The sequence below is a fragment of the Type-C symbiont of Plautia stali genome, from assembly GCF_059730935.1.
The window spans coordinates 1,336,936-1,362,239 of record NZ_AP035923.1 but is presented as its reverse complement, the minus strand read 5'-3'; the positions used below and the strand labels follow the sequence as shown (position 1 = coordinate 1,362,239).

The window sequence follows — 25,304 nt, the reverse complement described above, 5'->3', positions numbered from 1 at the left end:
GTAAGCGTTACGCCTGGTATTTACGCAGGGTCAGCGTGGCGTTGGTGCCACCGAAGCCGAAGCTGTTGGACATCACCGTGGTCAGCGCTTTTTCGGTTGGCTGCGTCACAATGTTCATGCCCTTCGCTGCGTCATCCAGCTGTTCCACGTTAATGCTTGGCGCGATGAAGCTGTGCTCCAGCATCAGCAGGGTGTAAATCGCTTCCTGCACGCCTGCCGCACCCAGCGAGTGACCGGTCATGGCTTTGGTCGCGGAGATGTATGGCGTGTTGTCACCAAACACTTCGCGAATTGCGCCCAGCTCTTTCACGTCGCCGACTGGCGTTGACGTGCCGTGGGTGTTGAGGTAGTCGATTGGCGTATCCAGACCCTGCATCGCCATCTTCATGCAACGCACCGCGCCTTCGCCTGACGGTGCCACCATGTCAGCGCCGTCAGAGGTTGCGCCGTAGCCGACGATCTCGGCGTAGATGTGGGCACCACGCGCCAGCGCATGCTCCAGCTCTTCCACCACCACCATACCGCCGCCACCGGCGATCACGAAACCGTCACGGCTGGCATCGTAAGTACGCGACGCTTTTTCCGGGGTTTCGTTGTATTTCGTCGAGAGCGCGCCCATGGCGTCGAACTCACAGGCCATTTCCCAGCTCAGCTCTTCGCCGCCGCCAGCAAATACCACATCCTGTTTGCCCAGCTGAATCTGCTCTACCGCGTTACCGATGCAGTGTGCCGAGGTGGCGCACGCCGAGCTGATGGAGTAGTTGACGCCGTGGATTTTGAACGGCGTGGCCAGGCAGGCAGAGACGCCGGACGCCATCGCTTTGGTCACTACGTATGGGCCAACGCCTTTCAGGCCGCGCGGGCCACGCATCGCGTCGGCACCGAACACCTGATAACGCGGGGAACCGCCACCGGAACCGGCAATCAGACCGACGCGCGGGTTGTTCTGGTACTGCTCATCCGTCAGGCCGGAATCTTTGATTGCTTCTGCCATCGACAGATAGGCATAGATTGAGGCATCACTCATGAAACGCACGATTTTGCGATCGATGAGCCCGTTAGTGTCCAGTTTGACGTTACCCCATACATGGCTGCGCATGCCGGCATCTTTCATCTCTTCGGAGAAAGTGATTCCGGAACGGCCTTCACGCAGGGAAGCCAGCACTTCCTGCTGGTTATTACCAATACTGGAAACGATACCCAGGCCAGTAATCACTGCACGTTTCATTCAATAGTCCTCATTCCACTTCTTTTGGATTGACGTGCACTCTAGCTTACAGTTGTACGCCGAACAAGTCCGATCAGCCATTTCCTTTTGTAAATTTGCGTCATGTGACGCCACTCGCTAAAATCGCGCCACTGCCTGAAAAATGAGCCTTTCCCGTGAAGTTATCCCCGGTTGAACACGCGCAATTAAACTGGAACGATCAGGGTACACCTGTTTCCCGAGCGTTCGACGACGTCTATTTCTCCAACGACAACGGACTGGAGGAGACGCGCTATGTGTTCCTCGACGGTAACCATCTTCCGCAGCGATTTGCCGCACATCCGCGCGATCTGTTCATCGTTGCCGAGAGCGGTTTTGGCACCGGACTCAACTTTCTTACCCTGTGGCAGGCGTTCGATCGCTTCCGCGCCGCCCATCCGCAAGCCGGCTTGCGCCGCCTGCACTTCATCAGCTGCGAAAAATACCCGCTGACCCACGCCGATCTGGTGAGCGCGCACTCGCACTGGCCGGAACTGGCCCCGTGGGCCGGACAGCTACAGCAGCAGTGGCCGCTGGCCCTGCCCGGCTGTCAGCGCCTGCTGTTCAATGGCGGCGAGGTGACGCTGGATCTGTGGCTGGGTGATATTAACGCGCTGATTGATACTTTTGATGACAGCCTCAACGGCCAGGTTGACGCGTGGTTTTTAGATGGCTTCGCGCCGGCGAAAAACCCGGAGATGTGGACGCCTTCGCTGTTCGCCGCCATGGCGCGGCTGGCGCGGCCCGGCGGCACCTTCGCCACCTTTACTTCGGCGGGCTTTGTGCGGCGGGGCTTACAGCAGGCCGGGTTCAGCGTGGCGAAGCGCAAAGGCTTCGGCCACAAGCGTGAAATGCTGACCGGCTTGCTGGACAGCGCCCCCGGGCAGCTAGCGGCTCAGCCGTGGTATGCGCGTCCGCAGGCAGCCAGCCGCGAGGTGGCGCTGATTGGCGGCGGCGTGGCCAGCGCGGTGCTGGCGCTGGCGCTGCTGCGGCGTGGCTGGCAGGTTACGCTGTACTGCGCCGATGCCGCCCCGGCGCTCGGCGCATCGGGTAATCGTCAGGGCGCGCTCTATCCGCTGCTTAACCAGCACGATCCGGCGCTCGCCACTTTTTTCCCGGCGGCATTCAGCTTTGCCCGTCGCCTGTACGATGCGCTGCCGGTGATGTTCGAACATCAGTGGAGCGGCGTGCTGCAGCTCGGCTGGGATGCCAAAAGCGCGGAGAAGATCGCGCAGATGCTGAGCATGGATCTGCCGCACGAGCTGGCGCACGGCGTCAGCCCGCAGCAGGCGCAACAGCTGGCCGGCGTCGATCTCGACTGCGGCGGTATTTTCTATCCGCAGGGCGGCTGGCTGTCGCCGTCACAGCTCACCAGCAATCTGCTGGAGTATGCCCAGACTCAGGGACTGCGCATGCACTGGCTGCATCGCGTGACGCAACTGGTCCGCCAGCAGGCAGGCTGGACGCTGCAGTTCGCCCAACAGCCTGCGGTAAGCCATCAGCAGGTGGTGCTGGCCAACGGCCATGCGCTGCAGGCGATCGGGCAAAGCCGCGATTTGCCGGTGTATGCGGTGGCCGGTCAGGTCAGCCATGTTCCAACCAACGCGGCGCTGAACCCGCTGCGCACCGTGCTGTGTTACGACGGCTATCTCACCCCGGTCAGCCCGAACTTTGCCACGCACTGCATCGGTGCCAGCTACCATCGCGGTGAAACGGCAACCGCTTTCCGCGCCGACGATCAGCAGGAGAATCGCCAGCGGCTGATTAACTGTCTGCCGCAGGTTAGCTGGCCGACGCAGGTTGACGTCAGCGCTGATGAAGCGCGCAGCGGCGTGCGCTGCGCCACGCGCGATCACCTGCCGATGAGCGGCAGCGTGCCGGATTACGCGGCGACGCTCAGTGAGTATGCGGATTTACCGGCGCAGCGCGCGCGCGGCGAGCAGATTGCGGAAGCGCCGGTGCATCCCGGCCTGTTCGTGCTCGGCGCACTGGGCTCGCGCGGATTGTGCAGCGCGCCGCTGGCAGCAGAAGTGCTGGCGGCGCAAATGAGCGGCGAGCCGCAGCCGCTGGACAGCAGCACGCTGGCGGCGCTGCATCCCAACCGTTACTGGGTGCGCAAATTGCTGAAAGGGAAAAAGGCAGGACGCTAAAGCGCGGGGCGAGCGATCGCCCCGGCCAGTCAGGCAGTGAGGCGCGCCTGGGTAAACAGGTTATCCCACATGCCCACTACCAGCGCCTGGTCGCGCGGCGACAGCTCACCGGCGGCGATGGCGTTTTGCAGGCTGTTGGTGACCTGAATTTGCAGCGCTTCCGGCGTGTGTTCGCCGCTCTGCTCAATTTCCGCTACTGCCAGCGTCAGATGGCCACGCAGATAACCGCTGGCAAACAGTTCGTCGTCGCTGGCGTGTTCGACCATATCGTCAATAAGCGCCAGAATGCGGGACTCGAATTCTACGATCATCTTCTCATCATCCTTCATTTATCGGAGTGCGGCTCACAGATCTTCCGGCCACGGAAACTGTGCCGCCGTCAGTGCAGGCGTACCATAATAGCTGGCTAACGCATCAATAAAGCGCGCCGGACGCGCCGGAATGCCGTGCTGCAGATAATGCATCACCTGCGCATGCACCTTGCGCTGAAACGCGATGCGATCCGGTTCACAATCGCCGTCGAGATTGTCACAGCTGACGTTGAAGGGAAAGCCGGCTGCCACACAGAACAGCCACTCCAGCGCCTGCGGCTTAATCTCCACCGCTTCAAACTGGCCCTGCGTTTGCGCATCGCGCCCGTCCGGGCAGTACCAGTAACCAAAATCCACCAGCTTACGCCGCGCTTCACCGGCAATGCACCAGTGCGAAATTTCGTGCAGCGCGCTGGCGTAAAAGCCATGGGCAAACACCACGCGGTGCCACGGTGAGGTGTCATCCGCTGGAAGATAAATAGGTTCATCATCGCCTTTAATTAGACGCGTCTGAAAATCGTCAGCAAAGCAGCCGTCAAAAATCTCCACCAGCTGCTGATAATGGTGCTCTTTACTCATAATATTTTAATCTTTAAACAAACCGCCGCCATTGTCGCACTGGCGGCCGGTTTTGACGAGTGCGGATTACAGTGCGGCAAACCAGGCGAGAATGACACTGCCGTGGCTGTCCCACAACAGCTTAGCGCTCATGACGGCAGACACCGTCACCACCATCGGGCGAATCAGCTTCTGACCGCGCCTCAGCACCAGCCTGGCGCCGAGGCGTGCGCCAATAAACGCCCCCAGCAGCATAATCACGCCGGTGCCCCACACCACCTTGCCGCCGAACATAAAGAACAGCAGACTGGCGAAGTTAGAGGTGAAATTTAGGATTTTGGCGTGGGCGGTGGCTTTCGCCAGATTGAAGCCGCAAAGCGTGACGAAGGCCAGCGCATAAAATGAGCCGGCACCCGGGCCGAAGAAGCCATCGTAAAAGCCGACGCAGCCGCCGCCCACCAGCGCAAACGCCAGGCCATGCAGGCGCTGCTCGCGATCGGCCTCGCCAAGACGTGGCATCAGCAGGAACCACAGCCCGATGCTGATCAGCAGCAGCGGCAGTATCTGGCGCAGTATCTCAGCCTGAATATGCTGAATCAGCAGCGTTCCGCCTATCGCGCCGAGAAAGGTCATGGCGATATTCAGCCGCTGCTCGCGCAGTTTCACCGCGCCGCGCCGCACAAAATAGAGGCTGGCCGAGAAGGAGCCGCCGACCGATTGCAGCTTGTTGGTCGCCAGCGCCTGCGCCGGCGAAAGACCGGCCGCCAGCAGCGACGGCACGGTCAGCAGACCGCCACCGCCGGCGATGGAATCAATAAAGGCCGCCAGCACCGCGACCAGAAACAGCACGCCAAGTACCACCGGGCTGACAACAAACAGATCCATCTCAGGTTCCTACAATAGATGCTTATCAAGTAACGCCTGGCAGGAAGGCGGCAACGGTGGCGGCGACTTCTTCACCGGCGGCGTAGTGCCTGGCTTCTTCGGCAGGAACCAGCTTTCCAGCTCTGCGCCGCAGCCATCGCCCGGCGGCGGTGGCGCCTGATCTTCACACTCCAGGCTGCCCGGCGGACAGCGCAGGCGCACGTGCATGTGTGCCCGGTGGGCGAACCACGGCCGCACTTTGTTGAGCCACGCACGATCGCTACCGGCATCGGCACAAAGCTGCTTTTTAATCGCCGGATTGACGAAGATGCGCGTGACGTCGTCATCTTTCGCCGCCAGCTTGATCAGGCTGTCGATCTGCGGCTGCCAGTGACGCGCGATCACCTGGCGGTCGTCCGGCCCAACCAGATCGAGCGGCTGCGGCTTCAGCAGCTGCTGTGCCGTCCAGCGGCTCTGCGGCAGCTGCAGCCAGATATCCACGTCGAGGCCGGTCTGATGGCTGGCGTGGCCGCTGCTGAAACGTCCGCCGGCGGCCATGCCCATATCACCAATCAGCACCTGGCCCAGCTGCAGCTGATGCACCTGGGTGCTGAGGCGCTGGATAAAGGCGATCAGGTCCGGGTGGCCGTAATAGCGGCGCTGATCCTGACGCATCACCTGATAGTTGGGCGAGTTGAGCGGCAGCTGCTGCGCCCCGACGATACAGCCGTTGGCAAAACTGCCGATGGACTGCGGGCTGCCGGCAATCGGTTGATGGATTTGCTGCCACGGCGTGGCAGCCAGGCTGGCCGCACTGCACAGCAGCGCGGCAAGGGAGAGAAGCAGGCGGCGTATCATGCGGCTTACCAGCGCGGGACGCTGCTGTTGACGTCAGCGTTCTGCCCACGCTGGCGCAGCAGGTGATCCATCAGCACAATCGCCATCATCGCTTCCGCGATCGGTACCGCGCGGATGCCAACACAGGGATCGTGACGGCCTTTGGTGATCATCTCCACTTCCGCGCCGTCGCGGGTGATGGTGTTGCCCGGCACGGTGATGCTGGAAGTGGGCTTCATCGCCAGGTTGGCGCTGATGGTCTGACCGCTGCTGATCCCGCCGAGAATGCCGCCGGCATGGTTGCTTTGAAAACCGTTGCTGCGGATTTCATCACGGTGCTGACTGCCGCGCTGGTTGATTACCGCGAAACCATCACCGATCTCCACGCCTTTCACCGCGTTAATGCTCATCAGCGCGTGCGCCAGGTCGGCGTCAAGGCGATCGAACACCGGCTCACCGAGGCCCGGCGGCACGTTTTCGGCCATCACCGTGACTTTGGCACCGATGGAGTCGCCCTCTTTTTTCAGCGCGCGCATCAGTTCGTCCAGCGCATCGAGTTGGTCGGCATCGGGGCAGAAAAACGGGTTATCTTCCACGATACTCCAGTCTTTCAGTTCGCAGGCGATGTCGCCAATCTGCGCCAGATAACCGCGCACCACGATGCCGTGCTTCATCTGCAGATACTTTTTAGCAATGGCACCGGCCGCCACGCGCATGGCGGTTTCGCGGGCCGAGGATCGGCCGCCGCCGCGATAGTCGCGCAGGCCATATTTTTGCTCGTAGGTGTAATCCGCATGGCCGGGACGGAACAGATCTTTAATCGCGCTGTAATCCTGCGAACGCTGGTCGGTGTTTTCAATCAGCAGACCGATGGAAGTGCCGGTGGTGACACCTTCAAACACGCCGGACAATATCTTCACCTGATCCGGTTCGCGACGCTGGGTGGTATAGCGCGAAGTGCCGGGACGACGGCGGTCAAGATCGTGCTGAATATCGGCTTCGGTCAGCGGGATGCCGGGCGGCACACCATCAACAATGCAGCCAAGCGCAATACCGTGCGACTCGCCAAAGGTGGTAACGCGAAAAAGTTGTCCGATGCTGTTTCCGGCCATGGGGGTTCCTTGTTGCGATGTTGCGGGCGAGCGCTCGCCCCGATTTTTAGTCTTTATAGAATGAGAAGTGCGACTGCGCTGCGACGATTTGATCGCGCGTCAGCATGAACACGCCGTCACCGCCGTTATCAAACTCCAGCCAGGTAAAAGGCACGTCCGGATACTGCTCCATCATGTGCACCATGCTGTTACCGACTTCGCAAATCAGCACGCCCTGCTCGCTGAGGTAGTCCGGCGCGCAGGCCAGGATGCGGCGCACCAGCTTCAGGCCGTCGCTGCCCGCGGCCAGACCGAGCTCCGGCTCGTGGCGATATTCGTTCGGCAGGTCGTCCATGTCTTCGGCATCGACGTACGGTGGATTGGTGACGATCAGATCATATTTAACCTGCGGCAGATTGCGGAACAGGTCGGCGCGAATCGGCGTGACGTGATGCAGCAGACCGTGCTCTTCAATATTCTGTTCGGCCACGGCCAGCGCGTCGGTGGAGATATCGACGGCATCCACTTCCGCCTCCGGGAAGGCGTACGCACAGGCGATGGCGATACAGCCGCTGCCGGTGCACATATCGAGAATGTGGCGTGGCGCTTCGTTGATCAGGCCGGCAAAGCGGTTTTCGATCAGCTCGCCAATCGGTGAACGCGGCACCAGCACGCGCTCATCGACGTAGAATTCATGGCCGCAGAACCAGGCTTTGTTGGTGAGATAGGCCACCGGAATGCGCTCGTTAACGCGACGGATGACGCGTTCCACGATGCGGTGACGTTCGCTGGCGGTCAGACGCGCGTGGCGCATGTCTTCCGGAATATCCAGCGGCAGCCACAGCGTCGGCAGCACCAGTTGGACCGCTTCGTCCCAGGGATTGTCCGTGCCGTGGCCGTACCAGATGCCCGCCGCCGAAAAGCGGCTTACTGCCCAGCGCAGCATATCCTGAATGGTGTGCAGTTCGTTCACTGCCTCATCGACGAAAATCTTGTCCACGTAGCCCTCCGCAGGCCATAAAATCAATCGGCCGATAGTGTGCCATGAAGCCGGGCAGAATTCAGCGCAGCGAGGTGAAAAAGCTGACATTTGTTGACGCTTAGCGGTAAGGTAACGGCCAGACACCCGCCATTTCTGATGATTCACTGAGACATGAGTAAAAAGACGCCGCTAAGCCAGGACGACCAGGCGCTGTTCCGCCAGCTAATGAGCGGTACGCGCCAGCTGAAACAGGATACGATCGTGCACAAACCGGCAGTGAAAAGCCGTGAAGTGCCGCTGAAGCGGCTGCTGTCTGAGCAGGCCGATAACAGCCATTATTTCTCCGATGAGTTTCAGCCCCTGCTCTCCAGCGACGGGCCGACGCGCTACGTGCGCGCCGACGTCAGCCATTACGAGCTGAAAAAATTACGGCGTGGCGATTACACGCCAGAGATTTTTCTCGATCTGCACGGGTTAACCCAGCTTCAGGCGAAACAGGAACTCGGCGCGCTGATTGCCGCCTGCCGCCGCGAGCATATTTTCTGTGCCAGCGTGATGACCGGTCACGGCAAGCACATTCTCAAGCAGCAAACCCCGCTGTGGCTGGCACAGCATCCGCACGTGATGGCGTTTCACCAGGCACCCAAACTGTTTGGCGGCGACGCCGCGCTGCTGGTATTGATTGAAGTCGAAGAGTGGCAGCCGCCGGAGTTACCCTGACAGGCCAGGTATTTATTTAGCGGCGGTTCAGGAATATTACGCACATCATTCCCCGAAATAATTCAGGTCGCAGCAAGGCGGCAAGGAAATGAATCCCCAGGAGCTTACATTAGTAAGTGACTGGGGTGAATTGACGCAGCCAACGCCGCTGCGGCCTGAAATATGACGGGGAATCCCCAGGAGCTTACATCAGTAAGTGACTGGGGTGAATTGACGCAGCCAACGCAGCTGCAGCCTGAAGTATGACGGGGAATTACATGGCTTTGGCTAATTTGGCCGGACTCACCTGCCACGCCAGCTTGCCTTCACAGGCGTCGGCATCGAACTCCACGCAGGCAATGGCGGAGGTGGCGAACATCGGTGGCGCTTCCTGCGGGCAGAGTTCGGAAACCAGATAACCGACCAGCGGCAGATGCGAAATCACCAGCACCGCGTGCGCACCCTGCACCGCCAGCGCCTGTAAATGACAGGCGACCATGCCCGGATCGCCGCCTGGCGTCAGTTCTGGCAGCACTTCCTGCCCTTCCGGCAGTTTCAGCGCTTCACGTACCGTGGCGAGCGTTTGCCCGGCGCGCAGATAAGGGCTGACCAGCACCTTATCGATTCCCGGCGTCTGACCATTCAGCCAGCTCGCCATCTGACGTGATTCGTCGCAGCCACACAGGGTGAGAGGACGAACCGCATCACTCGCTGCTTCCAGAGCTGCGTCGCCGTGACGCATGATAAAAACTTGCATAAAGCACCGCTGTTGTTTGTCGATATCGCCGGGTACCACAGCACCAGACGCTTCATTCTGCGAATGAACGCTGTGTTTTACCCCAATGGCTTGAGTATAGTCAACCGGTTGTTTATTAAATAAGCATATCTCAGAATGGTGCCGCGCCAGGCACTGTGCGGCCCCGATTCTAACCCGCTGAATCCGTGCGGCTATTCATGAATGTGCAGAAGTGTAAAAATTCGTTTTCCCTTCTGACATTGCCACTAACGCGTCACAGGGCGTAAAACGCTCGCCGTATTGCTGCATTAATGTACGTAATGTATTGACGATCTCGCCCGCACCACGCTGGTCAATATAGCGGAACGGCCCGCCGAGAAACGGCGGAAACCCGATGCCAAACACTGCCGCGATGTCGCCGTCGCGGGCGCTGCGGATCACCGCTTCGTCGAGACAACGTACCGCCTCGTTAAGCATCAGCATCACGCAGCGCGTGGCGATCTGCTGCTCGCTCTGTTTCGCCTGGGGTTTTAACTGCAGCAGGCGGTACAGACTGGCATCGGCCTGACGTTTGCGCGGCCAGCGCGTGCGCTGATAATCATAAAAGCCTTTCCGGTTTTTGCGCCCTTTGCGATCGTCGGCCAGGATAGCGCTCACCGCCTGCGGCGCGCTGAAGCGTGAACCGTAAGCCTGTTCGAGAATCGGGCTGATTTTGCTGCCGACATCAATACCAACTTCATCCAGCAATTGTAGCGGGCCGACCGGAAAACCAAATTTCACCAGTGCGCTATCAATGTGTTCAATGGGCTCGCCCTCCAGCAGACAACGCATGGCTTCATTTATATAGGGCGCGAGAATCCGGTTAACATAAAAGCCGGGACGGTCAGCCACCACCACGGCGGTTTTGCCCTGACGGCGCGCCAGTTCCACCGTGGTGGCCAGCGTCTGCGCCGACGTGCCGCTGTGCGGAATTACCTCAACCAGCGGCATCTTGTCTACCGGGCTGAAGAAGTGCAGGCCGATAACATTCTCCGGGCGCTGCGCGCCGGCGGCGATCTGCGCAATCGGCAGCGAAGAGGTGTTAGACGCAAAGATAGTGTGCGGCTGACAGTGTTCTTCAATCTCGGCCACCATTTGCTGCTTCAGCGCCAGATCCTCAAACACCGCTTCGATCACCAGATCGCGCTGGCGGAAGCCCTGATAATCGGTGCCGCCGCTGATGCGCGCCATCTGCTGCTGGCGTTCCGCCGGCTTGAGCTGGCGCCGTTTCACCTTTTTGCTCAGCAAATCCCAGCTGTACTGCAGCGCGTGGTTAACGCCGTTCAGGTTGATATCGCGGATTCGCACCGGCAGACCGGCTTTCAGCGCGGTGACGCTGGCAATCCCGCCGCCCATCAACCCGCCGCCCAGCACGCCGATCTGCTGCAGCGGGCGCGGCGGCGCATCCGCCATCGGCTCTTTCTTCAGGGCGGTGGACGCAAAAAACAGGCTGCGCAGTGCGTCCGACTGCGCGGTCATCGCCAGCTCGCCAAACGCACGCGCTTCCGCGGCGTGACCGGCGGCGCTGCCCTGCTCCAGCCCGATGCGCACCACCTGCAAAATGCGGTCGGTGGCCGGATAGTTACCGTGGGTTTTACCATCAGTCTGGCGTTTGGCCAGCGTAAACAGCAGCGGACGCGCCAGCGGCCCCTGCAGCAGGCGATCGCGGCGCGACAGGCTGCGTGTGGCGTGCTTTCCTTTATGGACACGTGCCACGGCGGTTGCCAGCAGAATCGCCTGCGGCACCGCATCATCCACCAGGCCAAGCTTTAGCGCCTGCTTAGCGCGCAGCTGTTTGCCACTGAGGATCAGCGGCAGCGCCTGCTGCACACCAATCAGACGCGGCAACCGCTGGGTACCGCCGGAACCGGGCAACAGGCCGAGCTGCACCTCCGGCAGGCCGAGACGGGTTTTCTCATCCAGCGAGCAGATGCGCGCATCGCAGGCCAGCGCCAGCTCCAGCCCGCCGCCAAGACAGGCTCCATGAATGGCGGCGACCACCGGGAACGGCAGCGCGGCGATCTCCGCCATCACTTCCTGTCCCTGCCGCGCCAGCGCTTCAGCCTGCTGCGCCGTTTCACAACTGGCGATCATGCTGATGTCCGCACCAGCGACAAAGTTGTCGCGTTTGCCCGAAATCAGCACGATGCCCGCCAGCTGCGCATCGCTGCGCGCCTCCGCCAGCACCGCGCGGATTTGCGGCACAAACTCCGCTTTCAGGGTGTTCATCTTTTCGCCCGGAACATCAATGGTGATCACCGCAACGTGATCCGGACGCATCTGTAAATGGAATGCAGATTCGCTCATTATTCGGCCTCCAGAACCATCGCGCTGCCTAATCCGCCAGCGGCACAGGCGGTCACCAGCCCTAAGCCGCCGCCGCGCCGCCGCAGCTCATGCAGCGTTTGCGTGATCATGCGCGCGCCGGTGGCGGCGAACGGATGACCGTAGGCGATGGAACCGCCCAGCACGTTGAAACGCGTCTCGTCGACTTCGCCCAGCGCGCGATCGCGCTTCAGCACCTCGCGCGCAAAGCGTTCATCGTTAAACAGCCTGAGGTTGGCCAGCGTCTGCGCGGCAAAGGCTTCATGCATGTCGATCAGCGTCAGATCGCCGAGGGTAATGCCGGCGCGATCCAGCGCCAGCGGTGATGCGTAAGCCGGTCCGAGCAACATGTCCTGCCAGACATCAATCGCGGCAAACGCATAGCTGCGCAGGTAACCGAGCGGTGTAATGCCCAGCTCACGCGCGCGTCCTTCGCGCATCAGAATCAGCGCCGCCGCGCCATCGGTCAGCGGCGTGCTGTTGGCCGCGGTAACCGAGCCGTGGCGACGGTCAAACGCCGGACGCAGCTTTGCATAATCCGCCGCGCTGGCGTTAAAGCGAATGTTGTTGTCCTGCTCAATCGGTGCTTTCCACGGCGGCACAAATGCCGGCATCACTTCCTGCGCCAGCACGCCGGATTGCCAGGCCTGTGCCGCACGCTGGTGCGAGCGCAGCGCCAGCGCGTCCTGCTGCTCACGCGTAATACCGTGCGTTTTGGCCATCTGCTCGGCGGTGTCGCCCATGCGTAAACCGGTGGAGTATTCCGCCACGGCCGGCGGCACCGGCAACAGATCGCGTGGGCGCAGGCGGCGTAAGATGTGTAATTTTTTGCTCAGGGTGCGGGCTTTATTGAGGTCAACCAGCGCGCGCGCCAGCGTTTTGCTGACGCCAATCGGCAGCACCGAGGAGGAGTCAGCGCCACCGGCAATACCTGCATCAATGGTCCCGGCCATCAGGCTTTCCGCCACGTTGGCCACTGCCTGAAAGCTGGTGGCGCAGGCGCGGCTCACGCTGTAGGCATCGGTGTGCACGCTCAGTCCGCTGCTCAGCACGATTTCACGCGCGATGTTGGGGGCTTCCGGCATCTGCACCACCTGGCCGAACACCAGCTGATCGATCACCTCCACCGGCAATTCGCTGCGCGCCATTAATTCGCTGACCACCATGCGCCCCAGCTCCAGCGCCGGAATGCCATGAAAGTCGCTTGCCTGGCGGGCAAACGGGGTGCGTAATCCGTGGGTAATGGCGATACGTTCGCCCTGACGCGTCAGCAGCGGCTGCGCTTTGCTCATTGCACTCACCTGTAATTTACGACCTGAGCATCATTGCCCAACAGGTCTGACCTGATCATCAGTGTTAACCAGGTGTTGCTAAGTCGCCAATAACAGAAGAAAAAAAGTGCGAGGAGTAACACGAAAAAGAGGCAACGCTGCCGAAAAAGCGGGTCGGCAGCGGCGGGATTAGCGTAAGCCGAGCTGGAAAATTAGCGTTTCGGCCTGGCAGGCAAAGGTGAAATCGACGTCCAGGCGCACGCCGTCTGCTTCGTCGGTAAAGCGCGAGTGAATCTCGCACGGATCGGACTCCACCTGGCGCGCTTTGGCGCTCAGCTCGACCAGCATTGCTTCTGCCGCCTGATGGTCAGCGAACACGCCTGACCAGCTGGCGCTGCAATCGGTATTGTCCATCACGGTGCCCACGTCAACGCAGCAGCAGGCTGCCGTTTCGTTCGCACTACAGTTTCTAATGGCATCAGTCATGTTTTTCTCCTGACGATAAATCAACACTATCGGATCATTTTCTGCTGCAAAGTGTACGCCGGATGCCACGTCGCGGCTATCTTCCGACCGCTAAGTGACGAATATCACACTAAAATTTGATCCAAAACAAATTTGACTCGCTATGCTGGAGCAGAACCGCAAGGATTTTGTTAAGCAGATCTGATTTTATCGATCAAAGCAGAAATATTTTAAAAACAATATTGCAACAAATACACAGGTCGGACCTATACTCGTCGCACTGGTCTGATATGTGTCTGTATCGTCAGTCCCTACAATCCGCCGTCCTTTGTTACGCGACGTAACTACGTTTAATAATAATTTAGATGAGGTTGTGGTCATGAACCATAAGAACCTGTTTGCAAAGTCAGCTGTGGCAGCTGCAGTGGCGCTCGTCTCTTCTCACGTCTACGCCGCAGGCTTTCAACTTAACGAATTCTCAGCAATCGGCCTGGGCCGCGCCTATTCCGGTGAAGGCGCCATGGGTGATACCGCCGCCTCTGCCAGCCGTAACCCAGCCACCATGGCCCTGATGGACCGCCCTTCTTTCTCCATCGGTGCCGTCTATATCGACCCGGAAGTGGATATCAGCGGTAACAGCCCGACCGGCAACAGCCTCAACGCCAGCAATATTGCGCCAAACCAGTGGATCCCGAACATCCATTATGTGCATCCGATTAACGATCAGTGGTGGATTGGCGCCTCGGCCACCTCGAACTACGGTCTGGCCACCGAATTTAATAACGGCTACACCGCGGGCGGCTTTGGTGGCAAAACCGATCTGATGACCGGCAACTTCAACCTCAGCACCGCTTATCGGTTAAATGATAACTTCAGCTTCGGCGTCGGCTTTGACGCGGTGTACGCCAAAGCGAAAATTGAGCGCTACGCCGGTGAAGCCGGTGCCCGCGCCGGTCTGCCGGCCGATACCCAGGTCGCGCACCTGAAAGGTGACGAATGGGGCTACGGCTGGAACGCCGGTATCCTGTATGAAGTGGATAAAAACAACCGCTTCGGCTTCACCTATCGTTCCAAAGTGAAGATCGACTTCGACGGCGACTATAAGAGCAATATCCCGCGCGCCTTTAACGGCACGCCGCAGGCGATTGCGCTGGGTCTGCCGTATGGCACCAGCGGCGCCACCATTCCGGGTTCGCTGACGCTGAACCTGCCGGAAATGTGGGAAGTGTCCGGCTGGCATAAAGTGGCGCCACAGTGGGCGGTGCACTACAGCCTCGCCTATACCAGCTGGAGCCAGTTCCAGGAGCTGAAAGCCACCGGCAGCAACGGCCAGACGCTGTTCTATAAAGATGAAGGCTACCGTGATGCATATCGCATCGCGTTAGGTACCACCTACAACTACGACGATAACTGGACGTTCCGTACCGGTATCGCGTTTGATGACAGCCCGGTGCCGGCGGATAAACGTTCTATCTCGATTCCGGATCAGGATCGCCTGTGGCTGAGCGCCGGTGCGTCTTACGCCTTCACGCCGGACGCGTCGGTTGATGTCGGTGTTTCCTATATGCACGGTCAGCACGTGACGGTGAAAGAAGGTCCTTATACCTTTAATTCCGAAGGTAAGGCCTGGCTGTACGGCGCTAACTTTAACTACAAGTTTTGATAATCAGTGCAGCGGCCCATGCGGGTCGCCAGCTGCAAACAAAACGGCGACCTGTTGGTCGCCGTTGTTGTTTACTGGGAGTCGATATCTTTTAAATCGTCCTGAATCGCGCTGGCGTTCGGATTCTCCTCCGGCTTCAGCTTGCCGCCGCTGGCGAGGAAATCGTTACGCTGGAAATAGGCGTTACGGATAAAGGCGTACGGATCCTGCTGCTGTCTGAGCAGGCCGTCGGAATCAAGCAGCTGCGCGCGCGTTTCCACCCCTTCCAGCGTCCATTTACCAATCGACATCGGCCAGGTTAGCCAGCTCAGCACCGGATAAAGCGTATCGACGTAGTCGCCGCCATCCTGACGCACGGTAAAGCTGCCGTAACCTGGCAGCACCACGTACGGACCGTAGCCAACACCATAACGGCCCAGCGTGCTGCCAAAGTGGTGCGGCACTTCACGCGCCAGCTGGGGATTGGCTTTGCCGGCGACGTCGATGAAACCGCCAAGGCCGAGCACGGTATTCAGGAAGAAACGGGTAAAGTGAATGCCCGCCTGACGCGGCTCGCCGACCAGAATCGAGTTCACCATGCTGGCCGGTTCATCAAGGTTACCGAGGAAGTTGCTCAGCCCGGTACGGGCCGGCACCGGCACGTAATCACGCCAGGCAACCGCCACCGGGCGCACCACATAGGGATCCAGCACGTTGTAGTTGAAGTTAAACATCGTGCGGTTGAACCCTTCGAGCGGATCGCTGCGCTGCGCAGGCGTCGTCTCGTCGGCCGGTTTGGAACTGGCACATCCCACCAGCAGTAAACTGGCCAGCGCCAGGCCGGTCAGGCGATTATTCATTCTTCTCTCCCTGTGCAGATAAAAGGTGTATCGCTTCAGGGCTGCTGCTGATTGACCTCAACAGCCATCGGCTGGTGACCATCCCAGGGGGTGACCGCGCTTAAACCAAACCAGTCGCCGGACTGCGGATTAGCACTACCATCGCGCGAAATGCGCACCCTGATCTGCACCTGATGCTGCGCCGAAAGCAGGCGATCCGGCATCATGGCGTTGCTGTCATCCAGCGTAAGCGATAGCGGGAAGTGGCTGAGCGGTAAACGCTTTACAGCCACAGGCACCGGTGAAACACCGTCAGACACAGAAATATACAACACTCCGCCCGGCGGTAACATTTTTTCTGCCTCTGGCGTTAAGCTCACCGTCAATGCAAGCTGGCTATTTTGCTGTCCCGCGTCGGTTTTCGCTTGTTCAATGCTGCGCTCTATCATGGTAATGCGTCGATCGCCGGCCGGCAGCAGCTTCAGCATCACCTGCCACGCGCCAATCGCTTCGCCATACTGCTGCTGCTCAAAGGCATTGAACGCCAGCAGACTGAGGGTGCGCACGTTGCTGTGGTCGCGCTTCAGCAGGTCTTTCAGCAGCATATTGGCCTGGCGGTTATCCTGCGGATCGCTGGAGCGCGTCAGCACTTCGGCATAATCCTGCTGCAGTTCAAGGTTGTCCGGCGCCAGCTGCAAAGCGTGCTCAAAGGCCTGGCTGGCATCGGTGGCGTTGTTCAGCACCATGCCGAGGCGACCCAGCATTGCCCAGTCATTGAGGTTTTGCGGATCGTTTTGCAGCGAGGTGCGCAGACCGAGCTGCAGACGCGCCAGCTCTTCCATGGTCAGCGGCTGCGCATTGGGATCCATCACCCGCGCGCGCAGCGCCGGGTACTCCTGCTGCACGCTCTGCCAGCCCGCCAGCTGGGCGAGGCCACCGGTTTTCAGATAAACGCCCACCGATACCAGAACCAGGACGATCACGCCCGGCAGCAGTACCCAGCGGCTGCTGTGATGCGCGTGTGCCGCCGCGTCACCGGGCACGTCGGTCAGCAGCGTTTGCTGCAGTTCGCGCACCATCTCCGGACGTTCACTGACCACGCCCTCGGCTTCATCATGCTCCAGCTCGCGCAGACGCTGCTGATAAAAATCAGTATTGAGGCGATCGCGATCGCCGCTGCTGGCCTGACGCTGCCGCCAGCCGGCACCGACAAACAGCGCCGTCGCCGCCGCCAGTAAAATAATCAGGGTAATCCAGAATCCAGTCATTACGGCTTCCCGTCACGCTTTAGAATCGCCGCAAGGCGCTGTTGTTCATCGTCATCCAGCTCGCTGCGCGCGTTGCCGCGTCGGCTGCGCAGAATAATAATCAGCCCGCCGAGCACCACAAACAGTGCCGGTCCGACCCACAGAATCAGCGTCGACGGCGTCACCGGCGGTTCATAAGTGACGAAGTTGCCATAACGCGCCACCATGTAATCAATGATCTGCTGGCGGCTCTGGCCCTGCTTCATCAGCTCATACACTTTCAGCCGCATGTCGGCGGCAATCATCGCGTTGGAGTCGGCAATACTGTTGTTCTGGCACTTCGGGCAGCGCAGCGATGCGGTGAGCTCGCGATACTGCTCCTCCTGCTGGACCGAATCGAACTGATAAGTATCGATCGCGGCCCACAGGCTGGTGCTCAGCAGCAGACTCGCGAGCAACATAAGCAGCTGTTTCATACGCCCGCCTCCTTGCTGTATTTCTGCCACAGCGGCTTCACCTCTTCATTCCACACCCGGTCGTTCATGTCGCCGGCGTGGCGGTAGCGGATAATGCCGTGACCATCAATCAGGAAGGTCTCCGGCGCGCCGTAGACGCCGAGATCCAGACCGAGCATGCCGTCGCCGTCATACAGGCTCAGCGCATACGGATTGCCGAGCGTGTTGAGCCAGGTGACGGCTTTGCTGCGGTCGTCTTTGTAATTGAGGCCAACCACGCGAATGCCCTGCTCCGCCAGCGTGTTGAGATATTGATGCTCGGCGCGGCAGGTCGGGCACCAGGTGGCCCAGACATTCAGCAGCAGCGGTTTGCCATCGGTCAGCACCTGCTGGTTATAGATTTTGCCCGGCTGATCCAGCGCTTCGAGTTTAAACACCGGCACTGGTTTACCGATCAGCGCCGATTCGAGGCGCGTAGGATCGTCACCGCTGGCGTTGCGCGTCAGCTGCCACAGCAGCGCCGCCGCCAGCAGCAGAAACAGGACTAAAGGAATAAACAGGATCTTTTTATTCATGCCAGTTCCTCGCGCTGCGCTTTTTTGCGCGAGCGATAGCGCGGATCGAGCAGGCACAGCAGGCCGCCCACCGCCATAAACACGCCGCCGAACCAGATCCAGCGTACAAAGGGTTTGTAATAAATACGCACCGCCCAGGAACCGTCATCCAGCTCTTCGCCCAGCGCCGCGTAGAGATCGCGCGTGAAGCCGCCGCTGATCGCCGCTTCCGTCATCATGGTGCGCGCTGCGGTATAGAAGCGCTTCTCTGCATGCAGCACCGCTTCTGGCTTACCGTTGCGTGTGACATCGATAATCGCCACGCCGCCGCTGTAGTTGGGGCCCTGCAGATTATGCACGTCGCGGAAAATAAAGTGATAGTTGTGGATATCCACGCTGTCGCCGGCCTTCATGCGCACGTCACGCTCAACGCTGTATTGGGTGCTGAAGGCAATGCCCACCACCGTCACCGCCACGCCAAGATGGCCCAGCACCATGCCCCAGTGGCTGCGCGACAGATGGCGCAATCCCGCCAGAAAACGATGCCGATGGGTAGCGCGTTCGTGCACCTCCATCAGCGTCAGCAGGATCACCCAGATGGCCATCAGCAGGCCAATCACCGTCATCGCTTCGATGCGATCCTGCAACAGCCACGGCAGCACGATCGACAGGATCAGCGTCACCAGCAGACCCACGCCGAGCCGCTTCCACAGCTTTTGCGGCTCATCGCGGCGCCAGCGCACCAGCGGCCCGATGCCGAGCATCAGCGCGAACGGCGCCATCAGCCAGGTGAACATGGTATTGAAGAACGGCTCGCCAACCGAAATGCTGCCCAGCCCGAGCTGTTTATGCACCAGCGGCAGCAGCGTACCGAGCAGCACCACCAGCATTGCGGCAATCAGCAGCACGTTGTTGCCGAGCAGGAAGGATTCGCGTGACCAGGCTTCGCTCTGCACACGGCTGCGCACCTGGCCCCCTTTCAGGGCGTACAGCAGCAGCGAACTGCCGATGACAATCACCAGGAAGGCGAGGATAAACATCCCGCGCGCCGGATCCGAGGCGAACGAGTGCACCGATACCAGCACGCCGGAACGCACCAGGAAGGTGCCCAGCAGGCTCAATGAGAACGCGGTAATCGCCAGCAGCACCGTCCACGACTTAAAGCTGCCGCGTTTTTCTGTCACCGCCAATGAGTGCATCAGCGCAGTACCGGCCAGCCACGGCATAAAGGACGCGTTTTCGACTGGATCCCAGAACCACCAGCCGCCCCAGCCGAGTTCGTAATACGCCCACGCGGAACCGAGCACGATACCAATAGTCAGAAATACCCATGCCGCGGTGGTCCACGGACGTGACCAGCGCGCCCAGGCGGTATCCAGCCGGCCTGCCATCAGCGACGCAATGGCAAAGGCAAACGCCACCGAGAAGCCAACATAGCCCATATAGAGCAGCGGCGGATGGAAGATCAGCCCGATATCCTGCAGCATCGGGTTGAGGTCGCGCCCATCAATCGGGAAGTTCGGCAGCGTGCGCGTAAACGGATTCGAGGTGAGGATGATGAACAACAGGAAGCCGAAATTGATCATCCCCATCACCGCCAGCACGCGCGCCAGCGCATCCTGCGGCATGCCGCGGCTGAAAATCGCCACCGCTAATGTCCAGGTGCTGAGCAGCAGCACCCACAGCAGCAGCGACCCTTCATGCGCGCCCCAGGTGGCGGCGATGCGATAATACACCGGCAGCAGCGAATTGGAGTTGGTGGCAACGTAGCCGACGGTAAAATCGTTGACCACAAACGCGTGCACCAGCACGAGGAACGCGGCGGCGATGCACAGGAACATGCCCCAGGTGAGCGGACGCGCCAGCGCCATCAGCCGGCCATCCTGACGCGCTGCGCCCCACAGCGGATAAATACTTAATAACAGCGCTAAGCCCAGCGCCAGACACAGCAGAAAGCTGCCAATTTCCGGCATCATGATTGCGTACCCGCCTGCTGATAGGCCGCTGCCGGTCCGTTATGATTCTTCTTCATTGCGTCCTGAATTTCCGGCGGCGTGTACTTCTCATCGTGCTTCGCCAGCACCTCTTTGGCGTTGACCAGATTCCCGTCCTCCAGCACGCCCTGCGCCACCACGCCCTGCCCTTCGCGGAACAGATCCGGCAGAATGCCTTCGTAGCTGACGCTGACCACGCCGTTGGCATCATACAGTTTGAACGACACCGCCAGCGTTTTCGGATCGCGTTTGACGCTACCGGGCATCACCATGCCGCCGACGCGCAGGCGCTGACCGGCCTCCGGCTTCTGGTGATCCTCACCTTTGCCGTAGAGAATTTCACTCGGGGTGTAGAACAGGTCGATGTTGGAACGCAGCGCGTACATCACCAGCGACGTGGCAAGGCCTAAGCCCACCAGCACCGCCACCACCACATACAGGCGGTTACGACGACGGATATTCACACGGACTCTCCTGCTGCTTCACTGGCAGCTTGTTTAGCTTTTGCCGCGCGGATGCGGCGCTCGCGGGACTGACGCTGGCGAATATCTGCCAGCAGGCGGCGACGGAACAACACGGTGTGCAGCACCAGACCGATCAGCGGAATCAGCGTAAAACACACGGCCAGCCAGACGTAAAAGGCATAGCCGCCCATAGCGAAAAACTCGCTCCACGATGAGAAGGCAGGCGTCATGCTTTGCGTCCTCCCTGCGCCACGTCAATCGCCCACGGGCGGTGACGCTCGGTAAACAGAATCAGATTGCGCAGACGCATCAGGGTGAGCGCACCAAACACCAGCAGATAGCCGAGAATCGACCAGCGCAGCGGCGTGCGCATGCTGGGATCGATCGCCTGTTGCAGAATGCCCGACGAGCCCTGATGCAGCGTGTTCCACCACTGCACGGAGAAGTGGATAATCGGCAGGTTAACCACGCCGACCAGAATCAGGATGCCGGCCGCGCGTCCGGCGGTGCGGCGATCGTCGAAAGAGTGATAGAGCGCAATCACGCCCATATAGAGGAACAGCAGCACCAGTTCAGAAGTCAGACGCGCATCCCAAATCCACCAGGTGCCCCACATCGGCTTGCCCCACGCCGAGCCGGTCACCAGTGCGATAAAGGTAAACACCGCACCAATCGGCGCCATCGCGGCAGCCGCCAGATCGGCCATTTTCATCTGCCACACCAGGCCGATGAAGGCGGCGATGGCCATCGAGGCATAGACGCCCATCGACCACATCGCCGCCGGCACGTGAATGTACATGATGCGGAAGCTGTTGCCCTGCTGATAATCCGCCGGCGCAAAGCCGAATCCCCAAATCCAGCCGAGCAGCAACGCACCGACGCCCAGGATTGCGAACCAGGGAATCAAGCGACCGCATAGCTGGTAAAGCCGCTCAGGCTTTGCCCACTGGTGTAACCATTTCCACATTGACATTGCTCACACTAAACAAGAATTCGGATGGCGACCTCTCTGCCGGAGGCCCGCCTTAATGCAGACTGATGCGCAGCGCGGCAGCGGTCGCAAACGGCGACAGCGTGGCGCTGACCGCCAGCATGGCGCCGAGGATCGCCAGATAACCGCCGATCGGTAACCCCTGACCGGCCGCATCAATCGCCGCGCTGGCAAAAATCAGTACCGGTATCGACAGCGGCAACACCAGTAAACTCAGCAATACGCCGCCGCGCCGCAGCCCGACGGTCAGGCCGGTGCCAATCGCACCGAGAAAACTCAGGGTTGGCGTGCCGATTAGCAGCGTCAGCGCCATTGCCCGCCAGCCAGCAAAATCCAGCGACAGCAGCAGCGCCGCGAGCGGCGAGAGTAAAATCAGCGGCAGCCCGGTAATCAGCCAGTGCGCAATCACCTTGCCCAGCACGGTGATCGGCAGCGGCGTCGGCAGCAACAGCAACTGCTCCAGCGATCCATCAAGAAAGTCGTCGCGAAACAGCCGCTCCAGCGCCAGCAGCGATGCCAGCAGCGCGGCTACCCAGGCGACGCCAGGTGCGATGCGCGCCAGCTGCTGCGGCTCAGGGCCAATGCCTAACGGGAACAGCGTAATCACGATCAGAAAAAACCACAGCGGATTAACCACTTCCGCGCCGCTGCGAAAGGCAATCTTTAACTCACGCTGAATAACCCGGCCTAGCATCACGCCCACTCCGATGTAAGACGAATTTTGCGCACGCGCGCATGGCTGTCCGGCAGATCCTGATGGGTCGTCAGAATCACCACGCCACCGTTATCGGCATGTTCGGCGAAGCGCGCCATTAATTTTTCCACGCCGTGTTTGTCGATGGCGGTCAGCGGCTCATCCAGAATCCACACCGGAGCCGGGCTGAGCCACAGTCGCGCCAGCGCCACGCGCCGCTGCTGCCCGGCAGAAAGCTGAGCCACCGGCACCTCTTCATAGCCCAGCAGATTGACCTGCTCCAGCGCGTCATAAAGCATGTCTTCACTGCGATCGCCGTGCCAGAAATGCAGATTCTCCCGCGGCGACAGCACCGATTTCACGCCCGGATGATGGCCGAGATACAGCAGGTTTTGCTGCCATATTTCGCGCTGCCGGCGAATAGACTGCTGTTGCCAGCGTACTTCGCCCTGCTCTGGCCGGCTTAACCCAGCCAGCAGTCGCAACAGTGAAGTTTTGCCTGCGCCGTTAGGCCCTTCGATTTGCACCACATCGCCCGCCTGCACCTGAAAACTCAGTCCGTGGAACAGGGTTCGCTCATCGCGAACGCAGGCGAGATTAATCACTTCGAGCATAGAAGGGAGATTCATAGCAATAAATGAGGCGTGAATAATACCACACTCAAACCAGGGGCCGAAGTCTGTGCGCAAGCTCCCCCTTCCCCCAAATGGGGTATTCATGCGCATCAGATCAAGAAAGCGCTCAAAAAACCACCTTTGCTAATCTCTTGTTACTCTTAATTTGAATCTTTGTAACATTTCGCCCTTGCTAAAAGCGTCTACGCTTATTACGCACTGGCATTATCACCGGGAGAAAAAATGAAGCCATCGCCATCAAATAGCACGCATGACAATGACGTGGACAGTGAAGAAAAAGAACAAGGCACGGATATTGAAGTGGACGAAGACGCCCTGCCCTCGCGGGCTGCGGCGATCCATGAAGAGATTCGACAGGATGGGGAAAAGGAGCTGGAACGCGACGGCATGGCGCTGCTGTGGTCAGCGATTGCCGCCGGCTTATCAATGGGCGCCTCGCTGATGGCGAAAGGCATTTTTCAGGTACACCTCGCTGGCGTGCCCGGTGCCTATCTTCTGGAGAATCTTGGCTACACCTTTGGTTTTGTCATCGTGATTATGGCGCGCCAGCAGCTGTTTACCGAGAATACCGTCACCGCCGTACTGCCGGTGATGCATAAACCCACCGGCGGCAATTTTATGCTGCTACTGAGGCTGTGGAGCGTGGTGCTGATCGGCAATTTGATTGGTACCGCACTGGGCGCGCTGGCGTTTAATCATATGCCGATTTTCGATGACGCTACGCGCCAGGCCTTCACCGCCATCAGCGAAAAAGTGATGGAGCACACGCCGGGAGAAATGTTTGCCAACGCGGTGATTTCGGGGTGGATCATCGCCACCATGGTATGGATGTTTCCTTACGCTGGCGGCGCCAAAATTGTGGTGATCGTGATGATGACCTGGCTGGTAGCGCTGGGCGATCTGGCACACATTGTGGTCGGTTCGGTTGAAGTGCTGTATCTGGTGTTTGCCGGCACGCTGCCGTGGCAGGAGTTTTTGTGGCCGTTTGCACTGCCCACCCTGCTGGGCAACATCACCGGCGGTACGCTGATTTTTGCCCTGATCAGTCACGCGCAGATCCGTAACGACATGAGCGAAGCGGCCAAAGCCAAAGCGCGAGCCGAACAGAAGCGTAAAGAGAGGCAGAAAAATCAGGAAAAAGCGTGATCGCCACCGCCTGATTGCTGACACTTTGAGCAAACAGGCGGCCTACGGTTAAAATCCCCTGCACGGTGCGCTATACTGCGCGCCGCACGTCTCCTTAGTTAAATGGATATAACGAGCCCCTCCTAAGGGCTAGTTGCAGGTTCGATTCCTGCAGGGGACACCATCTTTTATTTCATATCATCCTGCCGCATCTAAAAAGCCTTGCATTTCAAGAAGATAATCATTTTTTGTTATCATATTTTGCCTGCTAACGTCTAATAGAATCCTTACGCGGATATGTATAGTTTTGCGTAAAACCCGGTTCGTTCTTTTTTCTATACACATATGTTGCCATCGATACCCAAACCCAGACTACGCGTACTAGAGCTATGCCCCTTCAATAATGGCGCATGCTTATCACTGCTAATAGAACCCAATGACCTAAGGGCTGGCGATTCAGAAATGGCTTATCAAGCGAACAGCCACTTGAATGATTGACCGTCCTGTAAAAAATTGAGGACAGTGTTACGTTAGAGCAAGATCCGCCGCCAATGCGGTGGAGTTTTTAACTTTTCTGGGGTAACGGGCAGAGCTAAATATAATTTTGCGCCCGATATAGCTATCACATTAAACAGGCCCCATAAGAACTACTTTTTTCCTGACACAGACAGAGATTCCAGCTTTCGTTGAAGCGCTTAAAGGGTATCAGGGAAGCTCACTGACTAAATACGCTACACAGTTACTTATGCTTACTGGTGTTCGCAGCGTTGAATTTAGTAAGGTTTCGTGGTGTGAGTTTTATTTGGTTAACGATCTGTGGGAAATCGCGAAATGGCGAATGAATAAGCACAGCTCTCATTTGGTGCCGCTATCGTCTCAAGGAATTGAAATTTTTATTATAATGAAGGAAATATCAAGCAAATATCGATTTGTTTTTTCTGGCATGAACTCCGTTAGATAGCCAATGAGTGATGCCAGTATCAATAAGGTGAAAAAGAGGACTGAATATCATGGATGGCTTACGGAAAACAGCTTGCACCATATAGTGAGCACGATTTTGCTTGAGATGGCTTCGAAAGTAAGTGGATTA

25 protein-coding genes and 1 tRNA gene are annotated in these 25,304 nt (G+C 59.1%); 5 read left to right on the top strand and 21 right to left on the bottom strand.

Features of this window, described 5'->3' with window-relative positions; all coding sequences use genetic code 11:
* Positions 1-7: 7 nt before the first annotated feature.
* Positions 8-1,228: a beta-ketoacyl-ACP synthase I gene (gene fabB / locus AC6I7J_RS06215; RefSeq protein WP_021509164.1), complete on the bottom strand. Its 1,221-nt coding sequence runs from the start codon at positions 1,226-1,228 to the stop codon at positions 8-10.
* Between the two features lie 155 nt (positions 1,229-1,383).
* On the opposite strand from fabB, the gene mnmC reads away from it, so the two are divergent.
* Complete coding sequence (gene mnmC / locus AC6I7J_RS06210; RefSeq protein WP_215480531.1) at positions 1,384-3,396, top strand: bifunctional tRNA (5-methylaminomethyl-2-thiouridine)(34)-methyltransferase MnmC2/FAD-dependent 5-carboxymethylaminomethyl-2-thiouridine(34) oxidoreductase MnmC1; 2,013 nt, start codon at positions 1,384-1,386, stop codon at positions 3,394-3,396.
* A 29-nt stretch (positions 3,397-3,425) separates the two neighbouring features.
* Here mnmC and AC6I7J_RS06205 read toward each other — a convergent pair whose 3' ends face one another.
* From AC6I7J_RS06205 to prmB, 6 genes are all read right to left on the bottom strand, one after another.
* A complete protein-coding gene (locus tag AC6I7J_RS06205; RefSeq protein ID WP_010617478.1) occupies positions 3,426-3,707 on the bottom strand; it encodes a YfcL family protein in 282 nt (93 codons plus the stop codon).
* A 33-nt stretch (positions 3,708-3,740) separates the two neighbouring features.
* Positions 3,741-4,286, bottom strand: a complete 546-nt coding sequence (locus AC6I7J_RS06200) for an elongation factor P hydroxylase (protein WP_021509161.1) — start codon at positions 4,284-4,286, stop codon at positions 3,741-3,743.
* 66 nt (positions 4,287-4,352) lie between these two features.
* A complete protein-coding gene (locus AC6I7J_RS06195; protein ID WP_498007000.1) occupies positions 4,353-5,150 on the bottom strand; it encodes a sulfite exporter TauE/SafE family protein in 798 nt (265 codons plus the stop codon).
* Positions 5,151-5,159: 9 nt separating this feature from the next.
* Complete coding sequence (gene mepA / locus AC6I7J_RS06190; RefSeq protein WP_216864052.1) at positions 5,160-5,987, bottom strand: penicillin-insensitive murein endopeptidase; 828 nt, start codon at positions 5,985-5,987, stop codon at positions 5,160-5,162.
* A gap of 5 nt (positions 5,988-5,992) precedes the next feature.
* A complete protein-coding gene (gene aroC, locus AC6I7J_RS06185; protein ID WP_058758410.1) occupies positions 5,993-7,078 on the bottom strand; it encodes a chorismate synthase in 1,086 nt (361 codons plus the stop codon).
* A 46-nt stretch (positions 7,079-7,124) separates the two neighbouring features.
* A complete protein-coding gene (gene prmB, locus AC6I7J_RS06180; RefSeq protein WP_104093054.1) occupies positions 7,125-8,057 on the bottom strand; it encodes a 50S ribosomal protein L3 N(5)-glutamine methyltransferase in 933 nt (310 codons plus the stop codon).
* Positions 8,058-8,210: 153 nt separating this feature from the next.
* On the opposite strand from prmB, the gene smrB reads away from it, so the two are divergent.
* Complete coding sequence (gene smrB / locus AC6I7J_RS06175) at positions 8,211-8,759, top strand: endonuclease SmrB (RefSeq protein ID WP_021509156.1); 549 nt, start codon at positions 8,211-8,213, stop codon at positions 8,757-8,759.
* A 253-nt stretch (positions 8,760-9,012) separates the two neighbouring features.
* On the opposite strand, the gene sixA is transcribed toward smrB, so the two are convergent.
* The 4 genes from sixA to AC6I7J_RS06155 form a co-directional block, all read right to left on the bottom strand.
* Entirely contained in the window at positions 9,013-9,495 is a 483-nt protein-coding gene (sixA, locus tag AC6I7J_RS06170; protein ID WP_021509155.1) for a phosphohistidine phosphatase SixA, read from the bottom strand.
* 195 nt (positions 9,496-9,690) lie between these two features.
* Complete coding sequence (gene fadJ, locus AC6I7J_RS06165; RefSeq protein ID WP_498006999.1) at positions 9,691-11,820, bottom strand: fatty acid oxidation complex subunit alpha FadJ; 2,130 nt, start codon at positions 11,818-11,820, stop codon at positions 9,691-9,693.
* Entirely contained in the window at positions 11,820-13,130 is a 1,311-nt protein-coding gene (fadI, locus tag AC6I7J_RS06160; RefSeq protein ID WP_021509153.1) for an acetyl-CoA C-acyltransferase FadI, read from the bottom strand. The genes fadJ and fadI overlap by 1 nt, the downstream gene beginning before the upstream one ends.
* Positions 13,131-13,298: 168 nt before the next feature.
* On the bottom strand, positions 13,299-13,595 hold the full coding sequence (locus AC6I7J_RS06155; RefSeq protein ID WP_498006998.1) for a YfcZ/YiiS family protein: 297 nt from the start codon (positions 13,593-13,595) through the stop codon (positions 13,299-13,301).
* Between the two features lie 358 nt (positions 13,596-13,953).
* On the opposite strand from AC6I7J_RS06155, the gene fadL reads away from it, so the two are divergent.
* A complete protein-coding gene (fadL, locus tag AC6I7J_RS06150) occupies positions 13,954-15,237 on the top strand; it encodes a long-chain fatty acid transporter FadL (protein ID WP_021509151.1) in 1,284 nt (427 codons plus the stop codon).
* Between the two features lie 71 nt (positions 15,238-15,308).
* Here fadL and mlaA read toward each other — a convergent pair whose 3' ends face one another.
* The 10 genes from mlaA to ccmA are packed head-to-tail and all read right to left on the bottom strand — an operon-like array spanning position 15,309 to position 23,068.
* Positions 15,309-16,076: a phospholipid-binding lipoprotein MlaA gene (gene mlaA, locus AC6I7J_RS06145; protein ID WP_021509150.1), complete on the bottom strand. Its 768-nt coding sequence runs from the start codon at positions 16,074-16,076 to the stop codon at positions 15,309-15,311.
* A 35-nt stretch (positions 16,077-16,111) separates the two neighbouring features.
* Positions 16,112-17,323 (bottom strand): c-type cytochrome biogenesis protein CcmI, encoded by a 1,212-nt coding sequence (gene ccmI, locus AC6I7J_RS06140; RefSeq protein ID WP_498006997.1) that lies wholly within the window; start codon positions 17,321-17,323, stop codon positions 16,112-16,114.
* On the bottom strand, positions 17,323-17,778 hold the full coding sequence (locus AC6I7J_RS06135; protein ID WP_282954626.1) for a cytochrome c-type biogenesis protein: 456 nt from the start codon (positions 17,776-17,778) through the stop codon (positions 17,323-17,325). The genes ccmI and AC6I7J_RS06135 overlap by 1 nt, the downstream gene beginning before the upstream one ends.
* The gene (locus tag AC6I7J_RS06130; protein ID WP_010617464.1) at positions 17,775-18,332 is read right to left on the bottom strand and encodes a DsbE family thiol:disulfide interchange protein; all 558 of its coding nucleotides are present in this window, start codon (positions 18,330-18,332) and stop codon (positions 17,775-17,777) included. Before AC6I7J_RS06130 ends, AC6I7J_RS06135 begins: the two co-directional genes overlap by 4 nt.
* Positions 18,329-20,287 carry a heme lyase CcmF/NrfE family subunit gene (locus AC6I7J_RS06125; protein WP_498006996.1) on the bottom strand — a complete coding sequence of 653 codons (1,959 nt, stop codon included), beginning with the start codon at positions 20,285-20,287 and terminating at the stop codon, positions 18,329-18,331. The genes AC6I7J_RS06130 and AC6I7J_RS06125 overlap by 4 nt, the downstream gene beginning before the upstream one ends.
* Positions 20,284-20,769 (bottom strand): cytochrome c maturation protein CcmE, encoded by a 486-nt coding sequence (gene ccmE / locus AC6I7J_RS06120; protein WP_021509145.1) that lies wholly within the window; start codon positions 20,767-20,769, stop codon positions 20,284-20,286. Before ccmE ends, AC6I7J_RS06125 begins: the two co-directional genes overlap by 4 nt.
* On the bottom strand, positions 20,766-20,999 hold the full coding sequence (gene ccmD / locus AC6I7J_RS06115; RefSeq protein ID WP_498006995.1) for a heme exporter protein CcmD: 234 nt from the start codon (positions 20,997-20,999) through the stop codon (positions 20,766-20,768). The genes ccmE and ccmD overlap by 4 nt, the downstream gene beginning before the upstream one ends.
* The gene (locus tag AC6I7J_RS06110) at positions 20,996-21,736 is read right to left on the bottom strand and encodes a heme ABC transporter permease (RefSeq protein WP_058769875.1); all 741 of its coding nucleotides are present in this window, start codon (positions 21,734-21,736) and stop codon (positions 20,996-20,998) included. Before AC6I7J_RS06110 ends, ccmD begins: the two co-directional genes overlap by 4 nt.
* A gap of 58 nt (positions 21,737-21,794) precedes the next feature.
* Complete coding sequence (gene ccmB, locus AC6I7J_RS06105) at positions 21,795-22,454, bottom strand: heme exporter protein CcmB (protein ID WP_058758454.1); 660 nt, start codon at positions 22,452-22,454, stop codon at positions 21,795-21,797.
* Positions 22,454-23,068, bottom strand: a complete 615-nt coding sequence (ccmA, locus tag AC6I7J_RS06100; protein WP_498006994.1) for a cytochrome c biogenesis heme-transporting ATPase CcmA — start codon at positions 23,066-23,068, stop codon at positions 22,454-22,456. Before ccmA ends, ccmB begins: the two co-directional genes overlap by 1 nt.
* A 243-nt stretch (positions 23,069-23,311) precedes the next feature.
* On the opposite strand from ccmA, the gene AC6I7J_RS06095 reads away from it, so the two are divergent.
* Together AC6I7J_RS06095 and AC6I7J_RS06090 are read left to right on the top strand one after the other, a co-directional pair.
* The gene (locus AC6I7J_RS06095) at positions 23,312-24,235 is read left to right on the top strand and encodes a formate/nitrite transporter family protein (protein ID WP_498006993.1); all 924 of its coding nucleotides are present in this window, start codon (positions 23,312-23,314) and stop codon (positions 24,233-24,235) included.
* An 88-nt stretch (positions 24,236-24,323) separates the two neighbouring features.
* Positions 24,324-24,398, top strand: a tRNA-Arg gene (locus tag AC6I7J_RS06090).
* Positions 24,399-25,304: the final 906 nt, after the last annotated feature.

Coding starts and splice junctions, on each gene's coding strand:
- mepA (WP_216864052.1), bottom strand. CDS start 5,987: ATGATACGCCGCCTGCTTCTCTCCCTTGCCGCGCTGCTGTGCAGTGCG.
- aroC (WP_058758410.1), bottom strand. CDS start 7,078: ATGGCCGGAAACAGCATCGGACAACTTTTTCGCGTTACCACCTTTGGC.
- AC6I7J_RS06110 (WP_058769875.1), bottom strand. CDS start 21,736: ATGTGGAAATGGTTACACCAGTGGGCAAAGCCTGAGCGGCTTTACCAG.
- AC6I7J_RS06125 (WP_498006996.1), bottom strand. CDS start 20,287: ATGATGCCGGAAATTGGCAGCTTTCTGCTGTGTCTGGCGCTGGGCTTA.
- AC6I7J_RS06155 (WP_498006998.1), bottom strand. CDS start 13,595: ATGACTGATGCCATTAGAAACTGTAGTGCGAACGAAACGGCAGCCTGC.
- AC6I7J_RS06205 (WP_010617478.1), bottom strand. CDS start 3,707: ATGATCGTAGAATTCGAGTCCCGCATTCTGGCGCTTATTGACGATATG.
- AC6I7J_RS06135 (WP_282954626.1), bottom strand. CDS start 17,778: ATGAAACAGCTGCTTATGTTGCTCGCGAGTCTGCTGCTGAGCACCAGC.
- fabB (WP_021509164.1), bottom strand. CDS start 1,228: ATGAAACGTGCAGTGATTACTGGCCTGGGTATCGTTTCCAGTATTGGT.
- fadI (WP_021509153.1), bottom strand. CDS start 13,130: ATGAGCAAAGCGCAGCCGCTGCTGACGCGTCAGGGCGAACGTATCGCC.
- sixA (WP_021509155.1), bottom strand. CDS start 9,495: ATGCAAGTTTTTATCATGCGTCACGGCGACGCAGCTCTGGAAGCAGCG.
- AC6I7J_RS06130 (WP_010617464.1), bottom strand. CDS start 18,332: ATGAATAAAAAGATCCTGTTTATTCCTTTAGTCCTGTTTCTGCTGCTG.
- ccmD (WP_498006995.1), bottom strand. CDS start 20,999: ATGACGCCTGCCTTCTCATCGTGGAGCGAGTTTTTCGCTATGGGCGGC.
- AC6I7J_RS06195 (WP_498007000.1), bottom strand. CDS start 5,150: ATGGATCTGTTTGTTGTCAGCCCGGTGGTACTTGGCGTGCTGTTTCTG.
- fadL (WP_021509151.1), top strand. CDS start 13,954: ATGAACCATAAGAACCTGTTTGCAAAGTCAGCTGTGGCAGCTGCAGTG.
- fadJ (WP_498006999.1), bottom strand. CDS start 11,820: ATGAGCGAATCTGCATTCCATTTACAGATGCGTCCGGATCACGTTGCG.
- AC6I7J_RS06200 (WP_021509161.1), bottom strand. CDS start 4,286: ATGAGTAAAGAGCACCATTATCAGCAGCTGGTGGAGATTTTTGACGGC.
- ccmB (WP_058758454.1), bottom strand. CDS start 22,454: ATGCTAGGCCGGGTTATTCAGCGTGAGTTAAAGATTGCCTTTCGCAGC.
- AC6I7J_RS06095 (WP_498006993.1), top strand. CDS start 23,312: ATGAAGCCATCGCCATCAAATAGCACGCATGACAATGACGTGGACAGT.
- ccmI (WP_498006997.1), bottom strand. CDS start 17,323: ATGACTGGATTCTGGATTACCCTGATTATTTTACTGGCGGCGGCGACG.
- ccmA (WP_498006994.1), bottom strand. CDS start 23,068: ATGCTCGAAGTGATTAATCTCGCCTGCGTTCGCGATGAGCGAACCCTG.
- smrB (WP_021509156.1), top strand. CDS start 8,211: ATGAGTAAAAAGACGCCGCTAAGCCAGGACGACCAGGCGCTGTTCCGC.
- mlaA (WP_021509150.1), bottom strand. CDS start 16,076: ATGAATAATCGCCTGACCGGCCTGGCGCTGGCCAGTTTACTGCTGGTG.